The organism is Arthrobacter sp. 260, from assembly GCF_013116745.1.
Taxonomy (GTDB): domain Bacteria; phylum Actinomycetota; class Actinomycetes; order Actinomycetales; family Micrococcaceae; genus Arthrobacter_D.
On sequence record NZ_JABFOE010000006.1, the window covers coordinates 89739 to 105638 of the forward strand.

Consider the following 15900-nt stretch of genomic DNA (forward strand, 5'->3'; position numbering starts at 1 on the left):
ACTCCGACCCGAAAAGCCCCCACTCTCACCGGAAACTCCCCGGACCATAAAGACTCTCCACCAGGTCCGCCAGCCCATCCACACCTGGCGACTCCCGGATCGAGGCTCCGATCCGTTGACTCGCCTCCCGATAAGACGGAGTGCCAAGCACTTCGCGGACTGCCTTGGCGACAGCATCTGGTTTCGCCCGCTTGGTGCGGAGGTTGATGCCAGCACCCGACCAGGCAACACGAGCAGAGACCTCGGTCTTATCCTCGGTTTCACCGGCCACCACCAAAGGGACGCCGTGCCGTAGGGCAAAATGAACCCCGCCGTAGCCACCATTGGTGACGAGCACATCGGTTTTCGGCAGCAGCTCGTCATAGGGCAGATAGGAGGAGACACGAACGTTGGAAGGCAACGGCCCTTCGAGCGCCTCCACCGGACGCCCTCCGGTACTGACGACCACCATGACGTCGTCGTGCGCCAATCCTTCAATAGCCGGACGGACCAGTTCATCGAAATCCTGGTTGGCCACGGTCCCCTGGGTGACGTGGATGACTGGCCTGTCGCCGTCGAGCTCGTCCCACCACTCGGGCAGGAAAACCGCGCCCGCATCACCGGCCCGCAGTCCACCCTGGGACACCGGACCCACGAAGTGCACCGTATCGGGTAGGTCCGGGCGCGGGTACTCGAACTCGGGGACGGTGAACTGGACCAGGTGATCGGCGGCCCGCGGCCAGTCCATGAAGAAGGTGGGAAGGGTGGCACCGGTAGTGGCACGGGCGACGTCGTCGGCGTACTTCTGCACGGGAGCGAACACCACCCGTTCACTCACGAACTGCAAGACGCGGTTGCGGATCCGGCCAACGGGCCCAGGCATCGGCCGGATACCCAGCCCAAACGGTGCTGTGTCCTTGCTCGCCAGGCTGAGTGGCAGAATCCCGCAGTTGATGACGACTGGGCGGCCCGGCTGATCCCCGGCGAGTAGCAGCGATGCGCCCATGAACAGGGGTTCGGCGAGGACCACGTCCACGGGGCGTGCAGCAATGACCTGCTGGACCGCCTCGTACTGGGCCTTCCCGGGGCGCATGAAGACCTCCCGCAGGTCATACCTGATGCCCTTCGGCCCCTTCAGACCTACACGGCCGGGAAACGACTCATCGATCTTGGTGTCATCAAAATCTGCCTCCACCGGTAACGGAACGAAACTGGCTCCGGCCCCGACCACCCGGTCCTCGAAGCGTCGCCCGGTGAGGAATCTGACGTCATGCCCGCGATCTACCAGACCCTGCGCGACGGCGACCATCGGGTTGATATGGCCGATAACCGGCGTTGAACAAACAAGCACCGCTGCCATGGGCACCCCTCGGTGAGTGAGTGCGACAAGTGTCCCACCACGCCCGTCAGCACTCAAGACTTCACACGGCGGTAGTCTCCCGGGCCCCCGACCGGGTGGCGCCCGGTCGTGCAATCACCGATCCCGCCACAACAACCAACACCAGCACCCCCGCTGCCCAGGCCAGCCCGGCATACCCGATCAGCACCAGGGCAACCCCGGAGGAAGCTCCGCCGACCGCCCCGGCCAGATTCATAATGAGGTCGGTACGGCCCTGAATCTTCGGCCGCGCCGCCCCGGTCACCAGATCTGCCACCAGCGCGGATCCCGCAACAGTCGCCGCACTCCACCCCAATCCGAGGAACACGAGCCCCACCGTCACCAGGACCGGATCGTCCTCGCCCAACGCCACAATCGGCAGCGACACAGCAAACAGGCCCTGGCCGATCAGGATGGTGGTCACACGGCCCACCTTGTCGCTCAACCAGCCGAACAGCGGCGACAACGCGAACATCCCCGCGATATGCAGGCTAATGGTCAGCCCAATAATCGTCAGCGTGACGCCATGGTTGATCAGGTGGACGGGCGTCATCGACATCACCGACACCATTACCGCATGGCTGATAGCGATGGATCCGATCGCGAAGACCAGCGGACCCCGTCCGCGGATCGCCCCGGGGCCAGTCTCCTCAGCGCTCTTTGCCGAAGTGGATTTGCTCAACAGATACGGATCAGGACGCAGCGCCACCAGGTACACCGCCGCGGCCGCCAATTGGGCGGTGACCGCAATCAGGAACGACCCGGTGAGATCAGGCATCCGCAACGTCGACGCGATCGTCTCCCCCGGGCCAATGAGGTTGGGACCGAGCACGGCGCCAACTGTCGTAAACCACACCACCAGGGAAAGATCCCGACCCCGATGCTGCGGACTCGCGAGGTCGGTGGCGGCGAACCGGGACTGCAGGTTCACTGCGGCACCCACACCCAACAAGGCAAAGGAGAGCATCAGCAGCGGAAAGGAACTGAGCGCGGCGGCCGTAATGGCCACCACCGACCCTGATGCAGCCAGCAGAGCCCCGGTGGTCAGCGCCCGACGGCGGCCCAGCCGTTGCGCCAGCCGGGCCAGCGGGATGGCACTCGCCGCGGCGCCGAGCGTGCTCAGGGTGCTTGCCGTCCCGGACAGCGCGTCCGACCCCGAGATGTTGGCCGCCATCACCGCCCCAATCGACAGGGTGCAGCCAATACCGATCCCGCCCAGCACCTGCCCGACGATCAGTACCGCGACGGTCCGCCGTTGGACAGCGACGACGTCGACCTCCGTGCTCGCAACGGACACGGCGTCGGGCACATCGTCGGCGTCGGGCGGTCGATTCTGAGGCTGACTGCTGGTCATGGGAAGAGCGTAGTCCCAACCACGCATGTGACGACGCAAAACCAACCTGTTGCGCGATGCAACTAGGCTGAAGGCGTGACAGCCGCTGAGGTAACGCAAAAACCTGCACGACGCCGGCCCGGCCGCCTGGCGACAGCCATGGCCGCGCTCACCACCGTCGTGGGAGTGCTCCCGGTCTTTCTGATCGGCGGACTCGCCGTCCAACTGGAAACAGATCTGAACCTGACGCCGTCGTCGTTGGGCATCGTGGTAGCCGTCTTCTGGGGCGTCTCAGCCCTGCTGTCTGCATCCGCTGGCGTCGCCGCCACCGCCCTGGGACTCCGGCGTGGCATGCCGCTCGGCGTTTGCCTGGGCCTGATCGCCCTCGCAGGGATCGCGTTCCTCACACCCGACTGGCCGTGGCTCATCCTGTGGCTCACCTTCGCCGGCGCTGCCAACGCACTCTGCCAGCCGCTCTCCAACGGCCTGATCGTGGAACAGGTGGGCACCCGAAACCGGGCCTTCGCCTTCGGTCTCAAGCAGGCAGCCATCCCCGCCGCCACCCTGGCAGCCGGGCTCTCGGTCCCGCTGGTGGCGCTGACCATCGGCTGGCAATGGACCTTCACCATCGCCGCAGGCCTGGCCCTCCTGTTCATCCCGGTGCTGCTGCGGTCGATACCCCGGCGCACAGCGAGCGCCACAGCCGTCAGCAAACCCACCAGCACTCCCCTTCCCCGCGAACTGCGGCCGTTCCTTCTGATGACAGCCATCGCCAGCGGACTGGGATCCGCGCAAGCCAACGTGGTCGGCTCGTTTACCGTGTCCTCGGCAGTCGGCGCCGGGTTCGACGCCGCCACCGCGGGCCTGCTCCTCGGCGCCGCCAGCGTCGCGGGCATCCTGGCGCGGCCGCTCGTCGGCATCGCCGCCGACCGCGGCATCGGCGGCTCCATGGCCACGGTCGCCATCATGATGGGCACCGGCTGCGTGGGGCTCATCGGTATGGCGTCCGGAAACCCGATCGCGTACGGCATCGGCTGCATCATCGCCTTCGGCCTCGGCTGGGGATGGAACGGCCTGGCCCACTTCGTCGTGTCCCGTACCTCCCACCCCCACACCACCCGCGCCACCGGCATCACCCAGATCGGCACCTACCTCGGCGCCACCCTGGGCCCGCTCGTCTTCGGGTTCATCTTCACCCACTTTCCCGACGGCGTCGGCTGGGCCCTCGCCGCGGTGGTCGCCGCCGCCGGAGCAGCAACGGCGCTGGTCGCCTTCCGGCTCGAGAAGAGGCTCCGGGACTAGGGCAAAGGCTCGACCCCTACCGAAGGATCCGGCGCCGCTCAGGAGGCTGCAGCCGGTCGGGCGGAGGACTACACTGTGGCCCTATTCGGTGCAGCGCAGCGCCTGGTGTTGCACCCAATCCCAGGGGTGGAGTGCCCATGAATGACCTGCTCGCGTGGCTTGCCACCTACTCACCGCCAGTCGTCGCGCTCATCGCTGTCGGCGCCGTCGTGGTGTTCCTGGTGAAGCTGATTGTGGAAAAGACGATTGCGCGAACGTTCGACGAGAAGACCAAACGCTTCGAAACACTTCTCCAGCGCCGCTCGGCCTTTGAGGAAATGATCCTCATCGAGCGTTTCGAAGTGATGTCCTCCCTCGATGCGCGGCTCCAGCGGATCATGACGAACCTCAACCGAATCCGATCGGGCCATCCCGTCCCAGATGGCTTCCTGACCAAGGGTGAACTCGTCCCACTGACCGAGGTCTTTGAGGACATCGAGATCGGACGGCTGAAGCTCGGCGAGGACCTCTGGAATCGGATGGAGTCACTCGCCCAGGCCGCCCTCACCGCCTCGAACGCGGCAGACGAGAATGAGTGGAAACACGCCGCAGAAGAGTGGGTCCAATTGCGGAAGCAGCTCAGGGAGCAAGTCGAGGCCGACTTCGGCCTGACCTCCATCAAGTGGTAGCTCATCCCTAGCAGCGGACCTGCAGTCCCGACTGTGCCATGACTCCAGTCAACCCAAATTGTTGAACAATCCTGACTTTTCGTGCATCCTTGAGGGACACCCGAAAGAGACGAGGATCACAAATGGTTTCGATCGACCTCAACAGCGACGTCGGTGAATCGTTCGGCAACTGGACGATGGGCGACGACGCCGCCATCTTCCGCTCCGTCTCCAGCGCGAATGTGGCGTGCGGCTTCCACGCCGGCGATCCCTCCACCATCGCCCAGACCTGCCGCGACGCCGTCGCCGCGAACGTCACCATCGGCGCCCACGTGGGGTACCGCGACCTGGCCGGATTCGGCCGGCGCTTCCTCGACTGCTCCCCCACCGAACTGGCCGACGACGTCCTGTACCAAATCGGCGCCCTCGACTCCCTCTCCCGCGCGGCCGGCGGCACCATCAAGTACGTGAAACCGCACGGCGCGCTCTACAACACGATCGTCACCCACGAGGTCCAGGCGCAGGCAGTGGTAGACGCCGTCAAGGCGTTCGGCGGCGACCTGCCCCTCCTGCTCCTCCCCGGCTCCGTCGCATTGAAAGCCGCCGAAAAGGCGGGCCTCCGCGGCGTCGCCGAGGCCTTCGCCGACCGCGCCTACAACCCCGACGGCACCCTGGTCTCCCGCCGCGAACCCGGCGCCGTCCTGCACGACGAGGACGATGTAGCCGCCAACATGGTCCGCCTCGCCACCGACGGCGTCATCATCGCCCGCGACGGCTCCACCCTGAAGACCACCGCGGAAAGCATCTGCCTCCACGGCGACACCACCGGCGCGGTCTCGATGTCCGCCGCCGTCCGCCGAGACCTGGAGGCAGCCGGCGTCAGCATCCGGAGCTTCGTATGAGCCAGCCTGAAATCCGCTGGGCCGGGCCACGCGCGCTCCTAATCCAACTCGACTCGCTGGAGTCCGTCCTCGCCGTCCACGCTCGCCTGCAGGAGCAGCCACTCCGCGGCCAGGTCGACGTCCTCGCCGCCGCCCAGACCGTCCTCGCGGTGTTCGACGCCGGCACCACCGCCCGCGCAGCCCGCACAGCCCTCGCCCACCTCGACACCGCCCCCGCCACTGACACCGCTGCCACCGGCGACCCGGTCCGGATTGAGGTGGTGTACGACGGCGACGACCTCGCCGAGGTGGGCCGCCTTACCGGCCTCGACCCCGACGGCGTCGTTGCCGCCCACACCGGCCAGCTCTGGACGGCCGCATTTGGCGGCTTCGCCCCGGGCTTCGCCTACCTGGTCGGCGAAAACGAGACCCTCACCGTCCCTCGCCGCACCTCACCGCGCACCGCCGTCCCCGCCGGAGCGGTCGCCCTCGCCGGCAACTTCTCCGCCGTCTACCCGCGGCGCTCCCCCGGCGGCTGGCAACTCATCGGCCACACAGCGTCCCGACTATGGGACCTCGACCGGGACCAGCCCGCCCTCCTGCGCCCCGGCACCGCCGTGCAGTACGTTGCCGTCCGGGAAACCCTCACGCTCACTGACCCAACGCCCGACGACGGCACCCACTCCATCACGACGCCTCCGTCCACAGGCCATTCCCTCGAGGTCATCGCCCCCGGGCCGCAGTCCCTCATCCAGGACCTGGGCCGCCCAGGACTCGGCGACGTCGGCGTCTCCAAAGCCGGAGCCGCCGACACCGCGAGCGCCCGCCAGGCCAACCGGCTGGTGGGCAACGCTCCCGGCGACGCGGTGATTGAAACCATCCTTGGCGGCCTCACCGTCCGGGCACACGGCGAACTCACCCTCGCGCTGACCGGTGCCATCACCCCCGCCGAGATCACCCCAGCCGAGATCCGCGGAGTAGGGACCAGTACCCGGACCGCCCCGATGGGTTCCCCGTTCGCCCTGCACGACGGCGAAACCCTCCAGCTCGACGTGCCCGACGCCGGACTGCGCACCTATGTTGCCATCCGCGGCGGCATCGACGTGCCCCAGGTGCTGGGCAGCCGCTCCACCGACGTGATGTCGGGCATTGGACCGGCCCCGCTCACGGCGGCAACAGTACTGCCAATCGGCCCGATCGATCAGGGCCGAACGGTCGGCGCCGCGGAACCGTCCACCCTCCCCGACGCCATCCGGCTGGGGTCGAAGGAGCCAGTGCTGCTTCGCATCACCAGCGGCCCCCGCCACGACTGGTTTACCCCGGCCTCCCAGGAATCCCTCACCACGCAGACCTGGACCGTGACGGGCGAGTCGAACCGGATCGGCGTCCGCCTCGCGGTCGGTGCCACCCCCGACAATGAGGCTCCCGGCCAGCCACTGGAACGGGTCGTCACCGACGAGCTCCCCAGCGAGGGCGTGGTCGCCGGATCACTCCAGGTGCCGCCGTCGGGCCTGCCCGTCCTGTTCCTCGCTGACCATCCGGTGACCGGCGGGTACCCGGTGATTGGCGTCGTCGTGCCCGAGGACCTACCGATCGCCGCCCAAGTGGCGCCGGGGACCACACTCCAGTTCCAGACCGTGGATCCCGAGACCCTGCAGCCCACTCCGCACCCGATCACCACCCACAGCTCGTGAAAGTAGCACCCATGAAAAAGGTCCTGATCGCCAACCGCGGGGAGATCGCCGTCCGCATCGCCCGTGCCTGCACCGACGCGGAACTCACCTCGGTGGCCGTGTACTCCGAGCCCGACGCCCATGCCCTCCACGTCCGCCTCAGCGACGAGGCCTACGCACTCGGCGGATCGGCCAGTGCCGACACGTACCTGAACATGGACAAGCTGCTCGCCATCGCCAAGACGGCGGGAGCCGACGCCGTCCACCCCGGCTACGGGTTCCTCTCCGAAAACGCCGACTTCGCCGAGGCCGTGCAGAACGCCGGCCTCATCTGGATCGGACCCTCCCCGGCGGCGATCCGCAGCCTCGGCAACAAGGTCACCGCCCGCGAGATCGCCGTCAAGGTGGGCGCCCCACTGGTCCCGGGCTCCGACGGACCGGTCGCCAACGCCGAGGAAGTCCGCGCGTTCGCCGAGGAGTTCGGCGTCCCCGTCGCCATCAAGGCGGCCTACGGGGGCGGTGGGCGCGGCATGCGGATCGCGCACCGGATGGAAGACATCGACGATGCGTTCGACTCAGCGGTCCGCGAAGCCACCGTCGCGTTCGGCCGGGGCGAGTGCTTCGCTGAACGGTTCCTTGACAAGCCGCGCCACGTCGAGGCACAGGTGCTCGCCGATACGCACGGCAACGTCGTCGTCGTCGGCACCCGCGACTGCTCGCTGCAGCGCCGCAACCAGAAGCTCGTCGAGGAGGCGCCCGCACCGTTCCTGACCGACGACCAGCGCACCCGCATCCACGAATCCGCCCGCGCCATCTGCCGCGAGGCCGGGTACACCAGCGCCGGCACCGTCGAATACCTGGTGGCGCCCGACGGCGTGATCTCCTTCCTGGAGGTCAACACCCGTCTGCAGGTGGAGCACCCGGTGACGGAGGCGACGTCGGGCATCGACCTGGTGCGCGAACAGTTCCGGATCGCCGCGGGCCTGCCCGTCAGCATCACCGAGGACCCCGCGCCGCGGGGTCACGCCATCGAGTTCCGGCTCAACGCCGAGGACGCCGGCCGCGGGTTCCTGCCCTCCCCCGGCCCGGTCGACGTGTTCGAGGCCCCCACCGGCCCCGGTATCCGCGTCGACACCGGGGTGCGGTCCGGCTCCAGCGTCCCCGCCGAGTACGACTCCCTGATGGCGAAGCTCATCGTCCACGGCGAGGACCGGCCGCAGGCGCTGCGCCGGGCCCGCGCTGCCCTCGACGAGCTGCGGATCGAGGGCCTCCCCACCGTGCTGCCGTTCCACCGCGCGGTCGTGAGGGACGCCGACTTCACCAACCCGGACCGGCTCGGCGTGTACACCACGTGGATCGAGAACGCGTTCGCCGAACGGCTCGACGCCGCCCTGTCCAGCGGAACCTCAAGCCCCCTCGCTCGCCGGGAAACCCTCACGGTCGAGATCGACGGCAAGGCGGTCCAGCTGGGACTGCCCGCCGAAATCTTTGCCGCGCTGATGAGCGGCGGTGGGACTGGCAGCGCCGTCGTCGGGCAGGCTGCGGAAAACCCGGGGAAGAACGACGGCCAGGTCACCGCCTCGATGGGCGGCACCCTGGTGAAGTGGCTGGCCGACGACGGCGCCGAGGTCACCGTGGGGCAGCCGGTCGCGGTGGTGGAGGCGATGAAGATGGAAACCGAAGTGCTCTCGACAGCTGCCGGAACGTTCCAGCGGGGCGGGCAGGAGCCGGGTGCCGCCGTCGCGCGCGGCGAGGTGCTGGGCCAAGTGCAGGACGCGGTCGACTAACATCTGTTGGTGACGAGGGTTGGGGGATTGGCAATGGCGATAGAGGCAGCGACGGAGCTGGAGAGTGCGACGGCGGGTGCCGAGCACGCGCACACGGCGGCGTGGATCGCCACGGTGTTGCGGAGCAGGATTGCGGCCGGTGAGCTGACGCCTGGGTCCAAGTTGTCGGAGCAGTCGCTGTCGACGGCGCTCGGCGTTTCCCGGAATACCCTGCGGGAGGCCTTCTCCACCCTGGCGGGTGAGTCGGTGGTGACGAAGATCCCGAACCGCGGCGTGTTTGTGGCGTCCCCGGGGGCCGAGGAGGTGCGCGAGATCTACCGTGTGCGCCGGATGATCGAACCCGCTGCAGCGTTGTGGGGTGAGGTGACCCCCGAAGTGCTCGAGAACATGGAGGCCATTGTGCAGCGGGCGCAGGCAGCGCGCGACGTCGGTTCCGTCCCCGACATGGCCGATGCCAACCAGGCCCTCCACAGCGCGGTGGTGGGCCTGGCCGGCAGCGAATCCCTGCGTGCGCTGATGGACCGGGTGCTGGCGGAGATGCGGCTGGTGTTCCACGCGATGGCCTCGGCCCCGGACTTCCACAGCCACTACGTGGACCGCAACGTGCTGCTCGTGGAGCGGCTCCGGGCCGGGAAGCGCGAGGAGGCCGCCGCCGGGCTGCGTGACTACCTGGACTCGGCCGAGGCCGAACTCCTGGGTCACCTCGCCAGCGAGGCCTCCTAACGCCGCTCGATGAGGGCCCCGGCTCAGGGGACCAGGTAGTCGCTGTCCCGGGCGTCGGTGATGAGCATGTGGCCCGGCGCGTGGCCGATTGCCAGCGGAGGCCGTGACTGCATCACCGCCGCCTGCGGGGTGACCCCGCAGGCCCAGAACACCGGCAGATGACCGTCAGGGATCCGCACCGCATCGCCGAAGTCCGGCGAATTGATGTCGATGCCCAGCTCCTCAGGATTTCCCACGTGCACGGGAGCGCCGTGGACTGCGGGATAGCGGGAGGTAATGCGGACGGCGTCGGCCACCTGGGCCGCCGGCACCGGCCGCATCGAGACGACCAGCGGACCGGACATGGCTCCGGCCGGAGCGGCGTCGCGGTTCGTCCGGTACATCGGCACGTTCACGCCCTGGTCGATGTGAGCGATCCTGACGCCGCCGTCCTGCAGGGCCGACTCGAACGTGAACGAGCAGCCGAAGAGGAAGGTGACCAGGTCATCGCGCCAGTGGGCGGTGATGTCGGTGGGCTCGTCCACTTTCACGCCGTCGTGATAGACGGTGTATTTGGGGACGTCGGTCCTGATGTCCCCGCCGGCCAGCAGCGGTCCGGTAGTTTCGCCCGCCTCCAGCACCCCGAGGATGGGGCACGGCTTGGGGTTGCGCTGGGCGAAAAGCAGTAGGTCAAAGGCCTGTTCCCGCGGGATCGAGAGCACGTTCACCTGCGCGTAGCCGCGGGACCAGCCCGACGTCGGCGTCACCAGTCCGGCGCGGAAGGCGGCGCGGGCGTCGGCGGGCAGGATGGTGGCAGGGTTGGCCGGCATGCCGCTCAGCCCGTTACTCAGCCCCACAGCTGTGCCAGCCCGGTGATGGAGGTGTAGCCGAGGAACAGGGTGAGGAACCAGGTGAGGACGCCGACGATCAGCAGCCACTTCGGGTAGACGTAGCCGTGCAGCAGGTCCCGGCGGCGCCAAGCCACCCAGAGGAGGACACCGAAGCCAACCGGGAGGATCAGACCGTTGAACGCGCCAGCGAAGATCAGCAGTTCCTGGGGCGCCTGTCCCAGGAAGACGTAGGCAATGGCACAGCCAGCGATGAACGCGACGGTGATCAGGTTCCGCTTGCGCTGGGGCGTCTTCGAGGTGGTGATGAAGGAGACCGAGGTGAACGCGGCACCGATGACGGAGGTGATCGCGGCGGCCCAGAGGACCACGCCGAACATCCGCATGCCGATGTCGCCAGCCGCGACTCCGAAGGCTTCAGCGGCCAGGTTGTCGCTGGTCAGCACGGCACCGCCAGCGACGACGCCGAAGATGGCCAGGAACAGCAGCACCCGCATCACGCCGGTGACGATGATGCCCAGCACTGAGCTGCGGGTGATCTCGCCAACGTTGTCGGGACCGGTGACGCCCGAGTCGAGCATCCGGTGGGCGCCGGCGTAGGTGATGTAGCCGCCCACGGTGCCACCGACGAGGGTGGTGATGATGAGGAAGTCGATCTGCTCGGGCAGGATCGCGTTCTTGAGCGCTTCACCGACCGGGGGCGCCGCAACGATGGCCACGTAGATCATTAGGAGGATCATGATGGCACCGAGCAGCACCACGATGCGGTCCAGGGCCATCCCGGCCTTCTTGCTGACGAAGATCAGAATGGCGATGACCGCCGAGATGGCGCCGCCGATCTTCGGATCGACGCCGAGCATCGCGTTGGCGCCGAGCCCGGTACCGGCGATGTTGCCGATGTTGAAGACCACACCGCCGATGAAGACCAGGCCGGCCAGGAACCAGCCCACCCCGGGAAGGACTTTATTACCGAGTTCGTGGGCGCGGAGCCCCGAGACGCCGATGACGCGCCAGACATTCATCTGGACGGCGATGTCGATGAGGATCGACGCCAGGATCGCGAACGCGAACGCGGCGCCGATCTGCACCGTGAAGACTGTCGTCTGGGTGATGAAGCCCGGACCAATGGCGCTGGTCGCCATGAGGAACATGGCTCCCAGCAGCGCGGTTCGCCGAGCCGAGGAGCTCAACTTCGGTTTGTTCTGGGTATCTGCCATGGGCCCGTCCATTACCTAAGGTGACTGGAGTCACATTTTGTATTGGAGACGACCCTACAGGTTGTTGAACAATCTGCGCAAGGTATTGTTCAACAATTTAAATGGTTACTCCGCTGGCGCGAAGAGCTCAAGGGCAACACCGTCTGGATCCCTGAACTCCAGGATGTAGCCGGCACCAATGTCCTTCACCCCGCCGTGCTCAATTCCCAGACCATCCAGCAGCGTTGCCGAAGCATCCAGGTCACTACGAGCGGCGACGGCGAAGCTGACGTGGTCGAGCCCCACCCGGTCTTCGTCGAAGCGGTCTCCCGATGGGGCAACCGGTCGAAGACCCAGCAACCCTCCCCCGAAGCTGTAGATCACGCCGCCGAAGAGGAATCCCAGCTGATCCTTTGTCTCCTGATCAGCATCCTCGGGTGGCGCCTCAAACGCTATATCGAATCCAAACACCGCGTCGTAGAAGGCACGGGATCGGCGGATATCGGTGACGGTCAAACGGACGTGGGCGAAGTCTGTGACAGCAATGGGCATGTGTGGTTCCAATCAAAAGGGCAACCGCATGGTTGCCGCGGGGGTTAAGGGTTTGAGGATGGCCAGGATCCCCCCTGCGAAGAGGAAGGGTCCTCATCCTCCTCGCAGCGGGGGAGCTTGACCTACTTGTTCAGAAAGGTGAGCAGCGCCTGGTTGAACTCGTCGGCATGGCTGACATTGCAGCCGTGCGGGGCACCCTGAATCACGTGCAGCTCGCTGCCAGGCAACGCCGCGTGGGTGCGTGCCCCGGAGCCTTCGAGGGGGACGACGGCGTCGCCGTCGCCATGCAGGACGAGAGCTGGAACCGCGACGTTGGGCAGGTCGTCACGGAAGTCGGTGGTCCCGAAGGCTTCCATGCACGCCAGGGCGGCCTTCTTGTCCGCCTGACGGCAGAGGGCGAGGGCTTCCTGGCGCTGCGCTTCAGTCACCTTCAGCTCCCCGTCCACCGAGAAGAAGTCGCGGGTGAATCCGTCGTAGAAGGACTCCTCGTCCTGGGTCAGCCCCGCGGTCATCTCAGCCGCCGCATCCTTTGTGAGCGGACCGTCAGGGTTGTCCTCGCCCTGCATCAGGTAGGGAGGCACTGCCGCCGCGAAGACCACGCTGCGCACCCGATCGGTTCCGTACTTGGTGAAGTACCGGGCAACCTCGCCGCCACCCATGGAGAATCCGACCAGCGTCGCATCGGTGAGATCAAGAGCTTCGATGAGGGCGCGCAGGTCCTCGGTCAGGGTGTCATAGGTGTAGCCGGAATTCGGCTTGTCACTGCGGCCGAATCCCCGCCGGTCGTAGGTGATGACCCGGTAGCCAGCATCCTGCAGCGCGGGCACCTGGCTACTGAAGGCTTCCCCGGACAGGGGCCAGCCATGGATCAGGACCGCTGGCCGGCCAGTGCCGCCAGTGTCGTCGACGTGCAGGTTCGTGTCTTTGAAAAGACCGTGGTGAGCAGTAACTTCAGTCATCAAGAGCCTCCGAAATTGAAATGGGGTCGGCGTACTGGGCCGACCGTATTCACTTCGTCAGCAGGCTGTCATTTGGATGGGTGACTGGTCGAACTTTTCTACCGAGCGTCAGCCAGCGCCGACCTGCAGCTGTGTCATGAGGTCGAGGGTGTCGCCGTTGAGCCAGTACTCGACAATCTGGTTGTTGACGATTCGCAGGATGTCAGTGCCGTGGAATGACACTTCGGTTCCCACCGGCGCCCCTGCACCGGGAAGGCCACCGCTGTAGTGACCGACCGCGACCCAGCGAATCACTACATGGTCGCCGTCCACGATCGGACCGACCTCGATGGTGAAGGCGAGGTCTGACACGAGCGATCTCATCTGGGTGACAAGACCCTGCATTCCGGTGACTCCCCCAACGGCGCTGCCGTCGCCGCCGTCGAACATCGCGGCGTGCACACGGTTCTCGGGGGAAATGATGTCCTCGGCGATCGCGTAGTCGCCGTTCCACAGGGCGACCCACTTGGTGATGAGCTCGGTCGCTGTCTCTCGGGCGGCGGGGGTGGTCACAGTTGTGTTCTCCATGAGCTTCTCCATTGGGTAGAGGCGGTCAAAGCCGGCCCCTGGAACGAGCACTCTGGGAGAAGGGCCGTGTACCGCCCACTATGCACTGGTGGGTGGTGCACGTAAATAACCACCTGGATGAATTAACCAGGAATTCAAACTAGCTGGCGCGCCGGGACCCCGGCGAGCTCCCGCTTCGGCAGCATCAGGTTGAACGTGGTCCGCTCCTCGGCCCCGAGAACCAGGTGTCCGCCGATCGCCTCGGCGAGCTCCGAGGCCACGGCCAGGCCGATGCCCTCCCCCGGCCCCTGCGACACCCGGCGCGTGAAGATGTTGGTGTGCATCGGGCGGGCGCCGTCGTCGCTCACGGTCAGGCGGAGGTGGGTGCCGGCGTCCGCGGGCACCACCCGGATGGTGCCGGCGCCGTGGGCAATGGAATTCTCGATCAGGACGTCCAGGATCTGGTGCACCGGGCCCGGGTTGATGACCGCTGCCAGCGAGGCGCCGTGCGTGAAGATGTCCCGACCGTCAGCTGTGATCTGGCGCTCCCACCGGGCGGCGGCCCGGGTGGCAATCAGGCCCAGGTCTACCTCGCGCGCATCGCTGAGCCGCTGCCCGCGGGCCAGCTCCAGCAGCTCGCTCACCGCCGTGGAGAGCCGATCAATCTCCTTCAGCGAGTGCGTCAACTGCTCGGTGACGGCGGGCGGCGTCTCCTTCCACAGGGTCAGGTCTTCCAGTTCCAGGCGCAGGGCGGTGATGGGTGTGCGAAGTTGGTGCGAGGCGTTCGCGGCAAACTCGCGCTCCCGTTGCACCAGATCGGAGAGCGCAGCGGAGCTGGAATGCAACGCAACACTGATCTCCTGGGCCTCGGGCACCGAGTAGTGCTTTTCTTCCAGGTCGAACTTGCCGTTGCCCAGTTGCCCCGCCGTGTCAGCCAGTTCCTGGAACGGACGCGACAGCAACCGCGCCAGGGTGAACCCAGCGAGCGCAGAAAACAGCACCAGCCCGAGGCCGATAATCACCACGGGCATTACCGCATCCGCGACGCTGGCAGCCACCGTCAGACCAGACCGCTCCAGCGTGACGATCGAACCGTCGTCGAGCTCACGGGTCACGCTGATGTCATCGGGGTGGCCAGTCAGCAACGGACCAGCGGACGCGAGGACGACGTCGTCCGCGTCCCGCACCTCGATCCGCTCCCCCGCCTGCACCAGCTCGCCAAGGTACTCCTCGGTGATGTGGCCGTTCATCGCAGCATCGGGCAGCAACACGGCCAAGAGATCCGCTGAGCGTTCGATCTTGCGCAGTTCAGAGAAAAAGGCCTGATCCGCCACAATGTAGGCGCGCGGGACCCCATACAGTGCGACGACGACGACGGCGAGCCCCACGAAGGCGGCAATGAGGCGCTCCCGCATTAATTCACCCTCTCCAGCCGGAACCCGACCCCTCGGACGGTGACCACCTGGACGTCGCCTCCGGAATCGTCGAGTTTCTGCCGCAGACGGCCGATGGTTACGTCGAGGGTCTTGGTGGAGCCGAACCAGTTCTGGTCCCAGACCTGGTCCATCAGCTGTTCACGCGTGATGACGGCGCCCCTTGAGCTATCGAGGGTCGCCAGGACGTCGAATTCCTTGACGGTGAGCGGCATTTCCTTGCCGCTGGAGAACGCCCGGCGCGCCTGGAGGTCGACCAGGAAGGCCGGGGCGGCGTCGTCGTCGGGAGCTGGCGACGGCGTGGGCCGGTTCGCGGGCGCGGCGCGCCGGAGCAGGGCGCGGGTGCGGGCAAGTAGTTCAGCGAGGCCGAAGGGTTTCGCCATGTAGTCGTCGGCGCCGACGTCGAGGCCCACTACCCGGTCGATCTCGCCGCCGCGGGCGGTCAGGATGAGAATCCCGTTGGCGTAGCCGTCCTCGCGGACCTTGCGGCAGACCTCAAGCCCGTCGATGTCGGGCAGGCCCAGATCCAGCACAATGAGATCGAACTGATCCTCGGTGGCCCTGCGGATGCCTTCCAGACCTTCGGTCACCCGGGTGACAGCGTAGCCCTCCCGTTCAAACGTGCGGAGCAGTGGAAGTGCTATCCCGTCGTCGTCCTCGACCAGCAAAATATTGTTCCCCATG

At 66.9% G+C, this 15900-nt stretch carries 15 protein-coding genes; 6 read left to right on the plus strand and 9 right to left on the minus strand.

Features of this window, described 5'->3' with window-relative positions; all coding sequences use genetic code 11:
- Positions 1 to 25 precede the first annotated feature (25 nt).
- Positions 26 to 1339: a nucleotide disphospho-sugar-binding domain-containing protein gene (locus tag HMI57_RS08740; protein WP_171585565.1), complete on the minus strand. Its 1314-nt coding sequence runs from the start codon at positions 1337 to 1339 to the stop codon at positions 26 to 28.
- A 61-nt stretch (positions 1340 to 1400) separates the two neighbouring features.
- Positions 1401 to 2711, minus strand: a complete 1311-nt coding sequence (locus HMI57_RS08745; RefSeq protein ID WP_228721009.1) for an MFS transporter — start codon at positions 2709 to 2711, stop codon at positions 1401 to 1403.
- Between the two features lie 75 nt (positions 2712 to 2786).
- Here HMI57_RS08745 and HMI57_RS08750 point away from each other — a divergent pair, with 75 nt between their 5' ends.
- From HMI57_RS08750 to HMI57_RS08775, 6 genes are all read left to right on the plus strand, one after another.
- On the plus strand, positions 2787 to 3992 hold the full coding sequence (locus tag HMI57_RS08750; protein WP_171585566.1) for an MFS transporter: 1206 nt from the start codon (positions 2787 to 2789) through the stop codon (positions 3990 to 3992).
- Positions 3993 to 4129: 137 nt separating this feature from the next.
- Positions 4130 to 4660, plus strand: a complete 531-nt coding sequence (locus HMI57_RS08755; protein ID WP_171585567.1) for a hypothetical protein — start codon at positions 4130 to 4132, stop codon at positions 4658 to 4660.
- A gap of 122 nt (positions 4661 to 4782) precedes the next feature.
- Positions 4783 to 5541 carry a 5-oxoprolinase subunit PxpA gene (locus HMI57_RS08760; RefSeq protein WP_171585568.1) on the plus strand — a complete coding sequence of 253 codons (759 nt, stop codon included), beginning with the start codon at positions 4783 to 4785 and terminating at the stop codon, positions 5539 to 5541.
- Positions 5538 to 7214: a 5-oxoprolinase/urea amidolyase family protein gene (locus tag HMI57_RS08765; protein WP_171585569.1), complete on the plus strand. Its 1677-nt coding sequence runs from the start codon at positions 5538 to 5540 to the stop codon at positions 7212 to 7214. The genes HMI57_RS08760 and HMI57_RS08765 overlap by 4 nt, the downstream gene beginning before the upstream one ends.
- A gap of 11 nt (positions 7215 to 7225) precedes the next feature.
- On the plus strand, positions 7226 to 8980 hold the full coding sequence (locus tag HMI57_RS08770) for a biotin carboxylase N-terminal domain-containing protein (protein WP_171585570.1): 1755 nt from the start codon (positions 7226 to 7228) through the stop codon (positions 8978 to 8980).
- Between the two features lie 33 nt (positions 8981 to 9013).
- A complete protein-coding gene (locus tag HMI57_RS08775; protein WP_171585571.1) occupies positions 9014 to 9703 on the plus strand; it encodes a GntR family transcriptional regulator in 690 nt (229 codons plus the stop codon).
- 23 nt (positions 9704 to 9726) lie between these two features.
- Here HMI57_RS08775 and HMI57_RS08780 read toward each other — a convergent pair whose 3' ends face one another.
- From HMI57_RS08780 to HMI57_RS08810, 7 genes are all read right to left on the minus strand, one after another.
- Positions 9727 to 10512, minus strand: a complete 786-nt coding sequence (locus HMI57_RS08780) for a putative hydro-lyase (RefSeq protein WP_171585572.1) — start codon at positions 10510 to 10512, stop codon at positions 9727 to 9729.
- A gap of 17 nt (positions 10513 to 10529) precedes the next feature.
- Positions 10530 to 11747 carry an NRAMP family divalent metal transporter gene (locus HMI57_RS08785; RefSeq protein ID WP_171585573.1) on the minus strand — a complete coding sequence of 406 codons (1218 nt, stop codon included), beginning with the start codon at positions 11745 to 11747 and terminating at the stop codon, positions 10530 to 10532.
- 105 nt (positions 11748 to 11852) lie between these two features.
- Complete coding sequence (locus HMI57_RS08790) at positions 11853 to 12278, minus strand: VOC family protein (RefSeq protein ID WP_171585574.1); 426 nt, start codon at positions 12276 to 12278, stop codon at positions 11853 to 11855.
- Positions 12279 to 12400: 122 nt separating this feature from the next.
- On the minus strand, positions 12401 to 13237 hold the full coding sequence (locus tag HMI57_RS08795; protein WP_171585575.1) for an alpha/beta hydrolase: 837 nt from the start codon (positions 13235 to 13237) through the stop codon (positions 12401 to 12403).
- 108 nt (positions 13238 to 13345) lie between these two features.
- Entirely contained in the window at positions 13346 to 13804 is a 459-nt protein-coding gene (locus tag HMI57_RS08800) for an ester cyclase (RefSeq protein ID WP_171585576.1), read from the minus strand.
- A gap of 134 nt (positions 13805 to 13938) precedes the next feature.
- Positions 13939 to 15198 carry a HAMP domain-containing sensor histidine kinase gene (locus HMI57_RS08805; protein ID WP_171585577.1) on the minus strand — a complete coding sequence of 420 codons (1260 nt, stop codon included), beginning with the start codon at positions 15196 to 15198 and terminating at the stop codon, positions 13939 to 13941.
- Positions 15198 to 15899: a response regulator transcription factor gene (locus tag HMI57_RS08810; protein WP_171585578.1), complete on the minus strand. Its 702-nt coding sequence runs from the start codon at positions 15897 to 15899 to the stop codon at positions 15198 to 15200. Before HMI57_RS08810 ends, HMI57_RS08805 begins: the two co-directional genes overlap by 1 nt.
- Between the last annotated feature and the right edge of the window lies 1 nt (position 15900).

Coding starts and splice junctions, on each gene's coding strand:
- HMI57_RS08775 (WP_171585571.1), top strand. CDS start 9,014: ATGGCGATAGAGGCAGCGACGGAGCTGGAGAGTGCGACGGCGGGTGCC.
- HMI57_RS08755 (WP_171585567.1), top strand. CDS start 4,130: ATGAATGACCTGCTCGCGTGGCTTGCCACCTACTCACCGCCAGTCGTC.
- HMI57_RS08770 (WP_171585570.1), top strand. CDS start 7,226: ATGAAAAAGGTCCTGATCGCCAACCGCGGGGAGATCGCCGTCCGCATC.
- HMI57_RS08810 (WP_171585578.1), bottom strand. CDS start 15,899: ATGGGGAACAATATTTTGCTGGTCGAGGACGACGACGGGATAGCACTT.
- HMI57_RS08800 (WP_171585576.1), bottom strand. CDS start 13,804: ATGGAGAACACAACTGTGACCACCCCCGCCGCCCGAGAGACAGCGACC.
- HMI57_RS08785 (WP_171585573.1), bottom strand. CDS start 11,747: ATGGCAGATACCCAGAACAAACCGAAGTTGAGCTCCTCGGCTCGGCGA.
- HMI57_RS08765 (WP_171585569.1), top strand. CDS start 5,538: ATGAGCCAGCCTGAAATCCGCTGGGCCGGGCCACGCGCGCTCCTAATC.
- HMI57_RS08805 (WP_171585577.1), bottom strand. CDS start 15,198: ATGCGGGAGCGCCTCATTGCCGCCTTCGTGGGGCTCGCCGTCGTCGTC.
- HMI57_RS08795 (WP_171585575.1), bottom strand. CDS start 13,237: ATGACTGAAGTTACTGCTCACCACGGTCTTTTCAAAGACACGAACCTG.
- HMI57_RS08740 (WP_171585565.1), bottom strand. CDS start 1,339: ATGGCAGCGGTGCTTGTTTGTTCAACGCCGGTTATCGGCCATATCAAC.
- HMI57_RS08745 (WP_228721009.1), bottom strand. CDS start 2,711: ATGACCAGCAGTCAGCCTCAGAATCGACCGCCCGACGCCGACGATGTG.
- HMI57_RS08790 (WP_171585574.1), bottom strand. CDS start 12,278: ATGCCCATTGCTGTCACAGACTTCGCCCACGTCCGTTTGACCGTCACC.
- HMI57_RS08760 (WP_171585568.1), top strand. CDS start 4,783: ATGGTTTCGATCGACCTCAACAGCGACGTCGGTGAATCGTTCGGCAAC.
- HMI57_RS08780 (WP_171585572.1), bottom strand. CDS start 10,512: ATGCCGGCCAACCCTGCCACCATCCTGCCCGCCGACGCCCGCGCCGCC.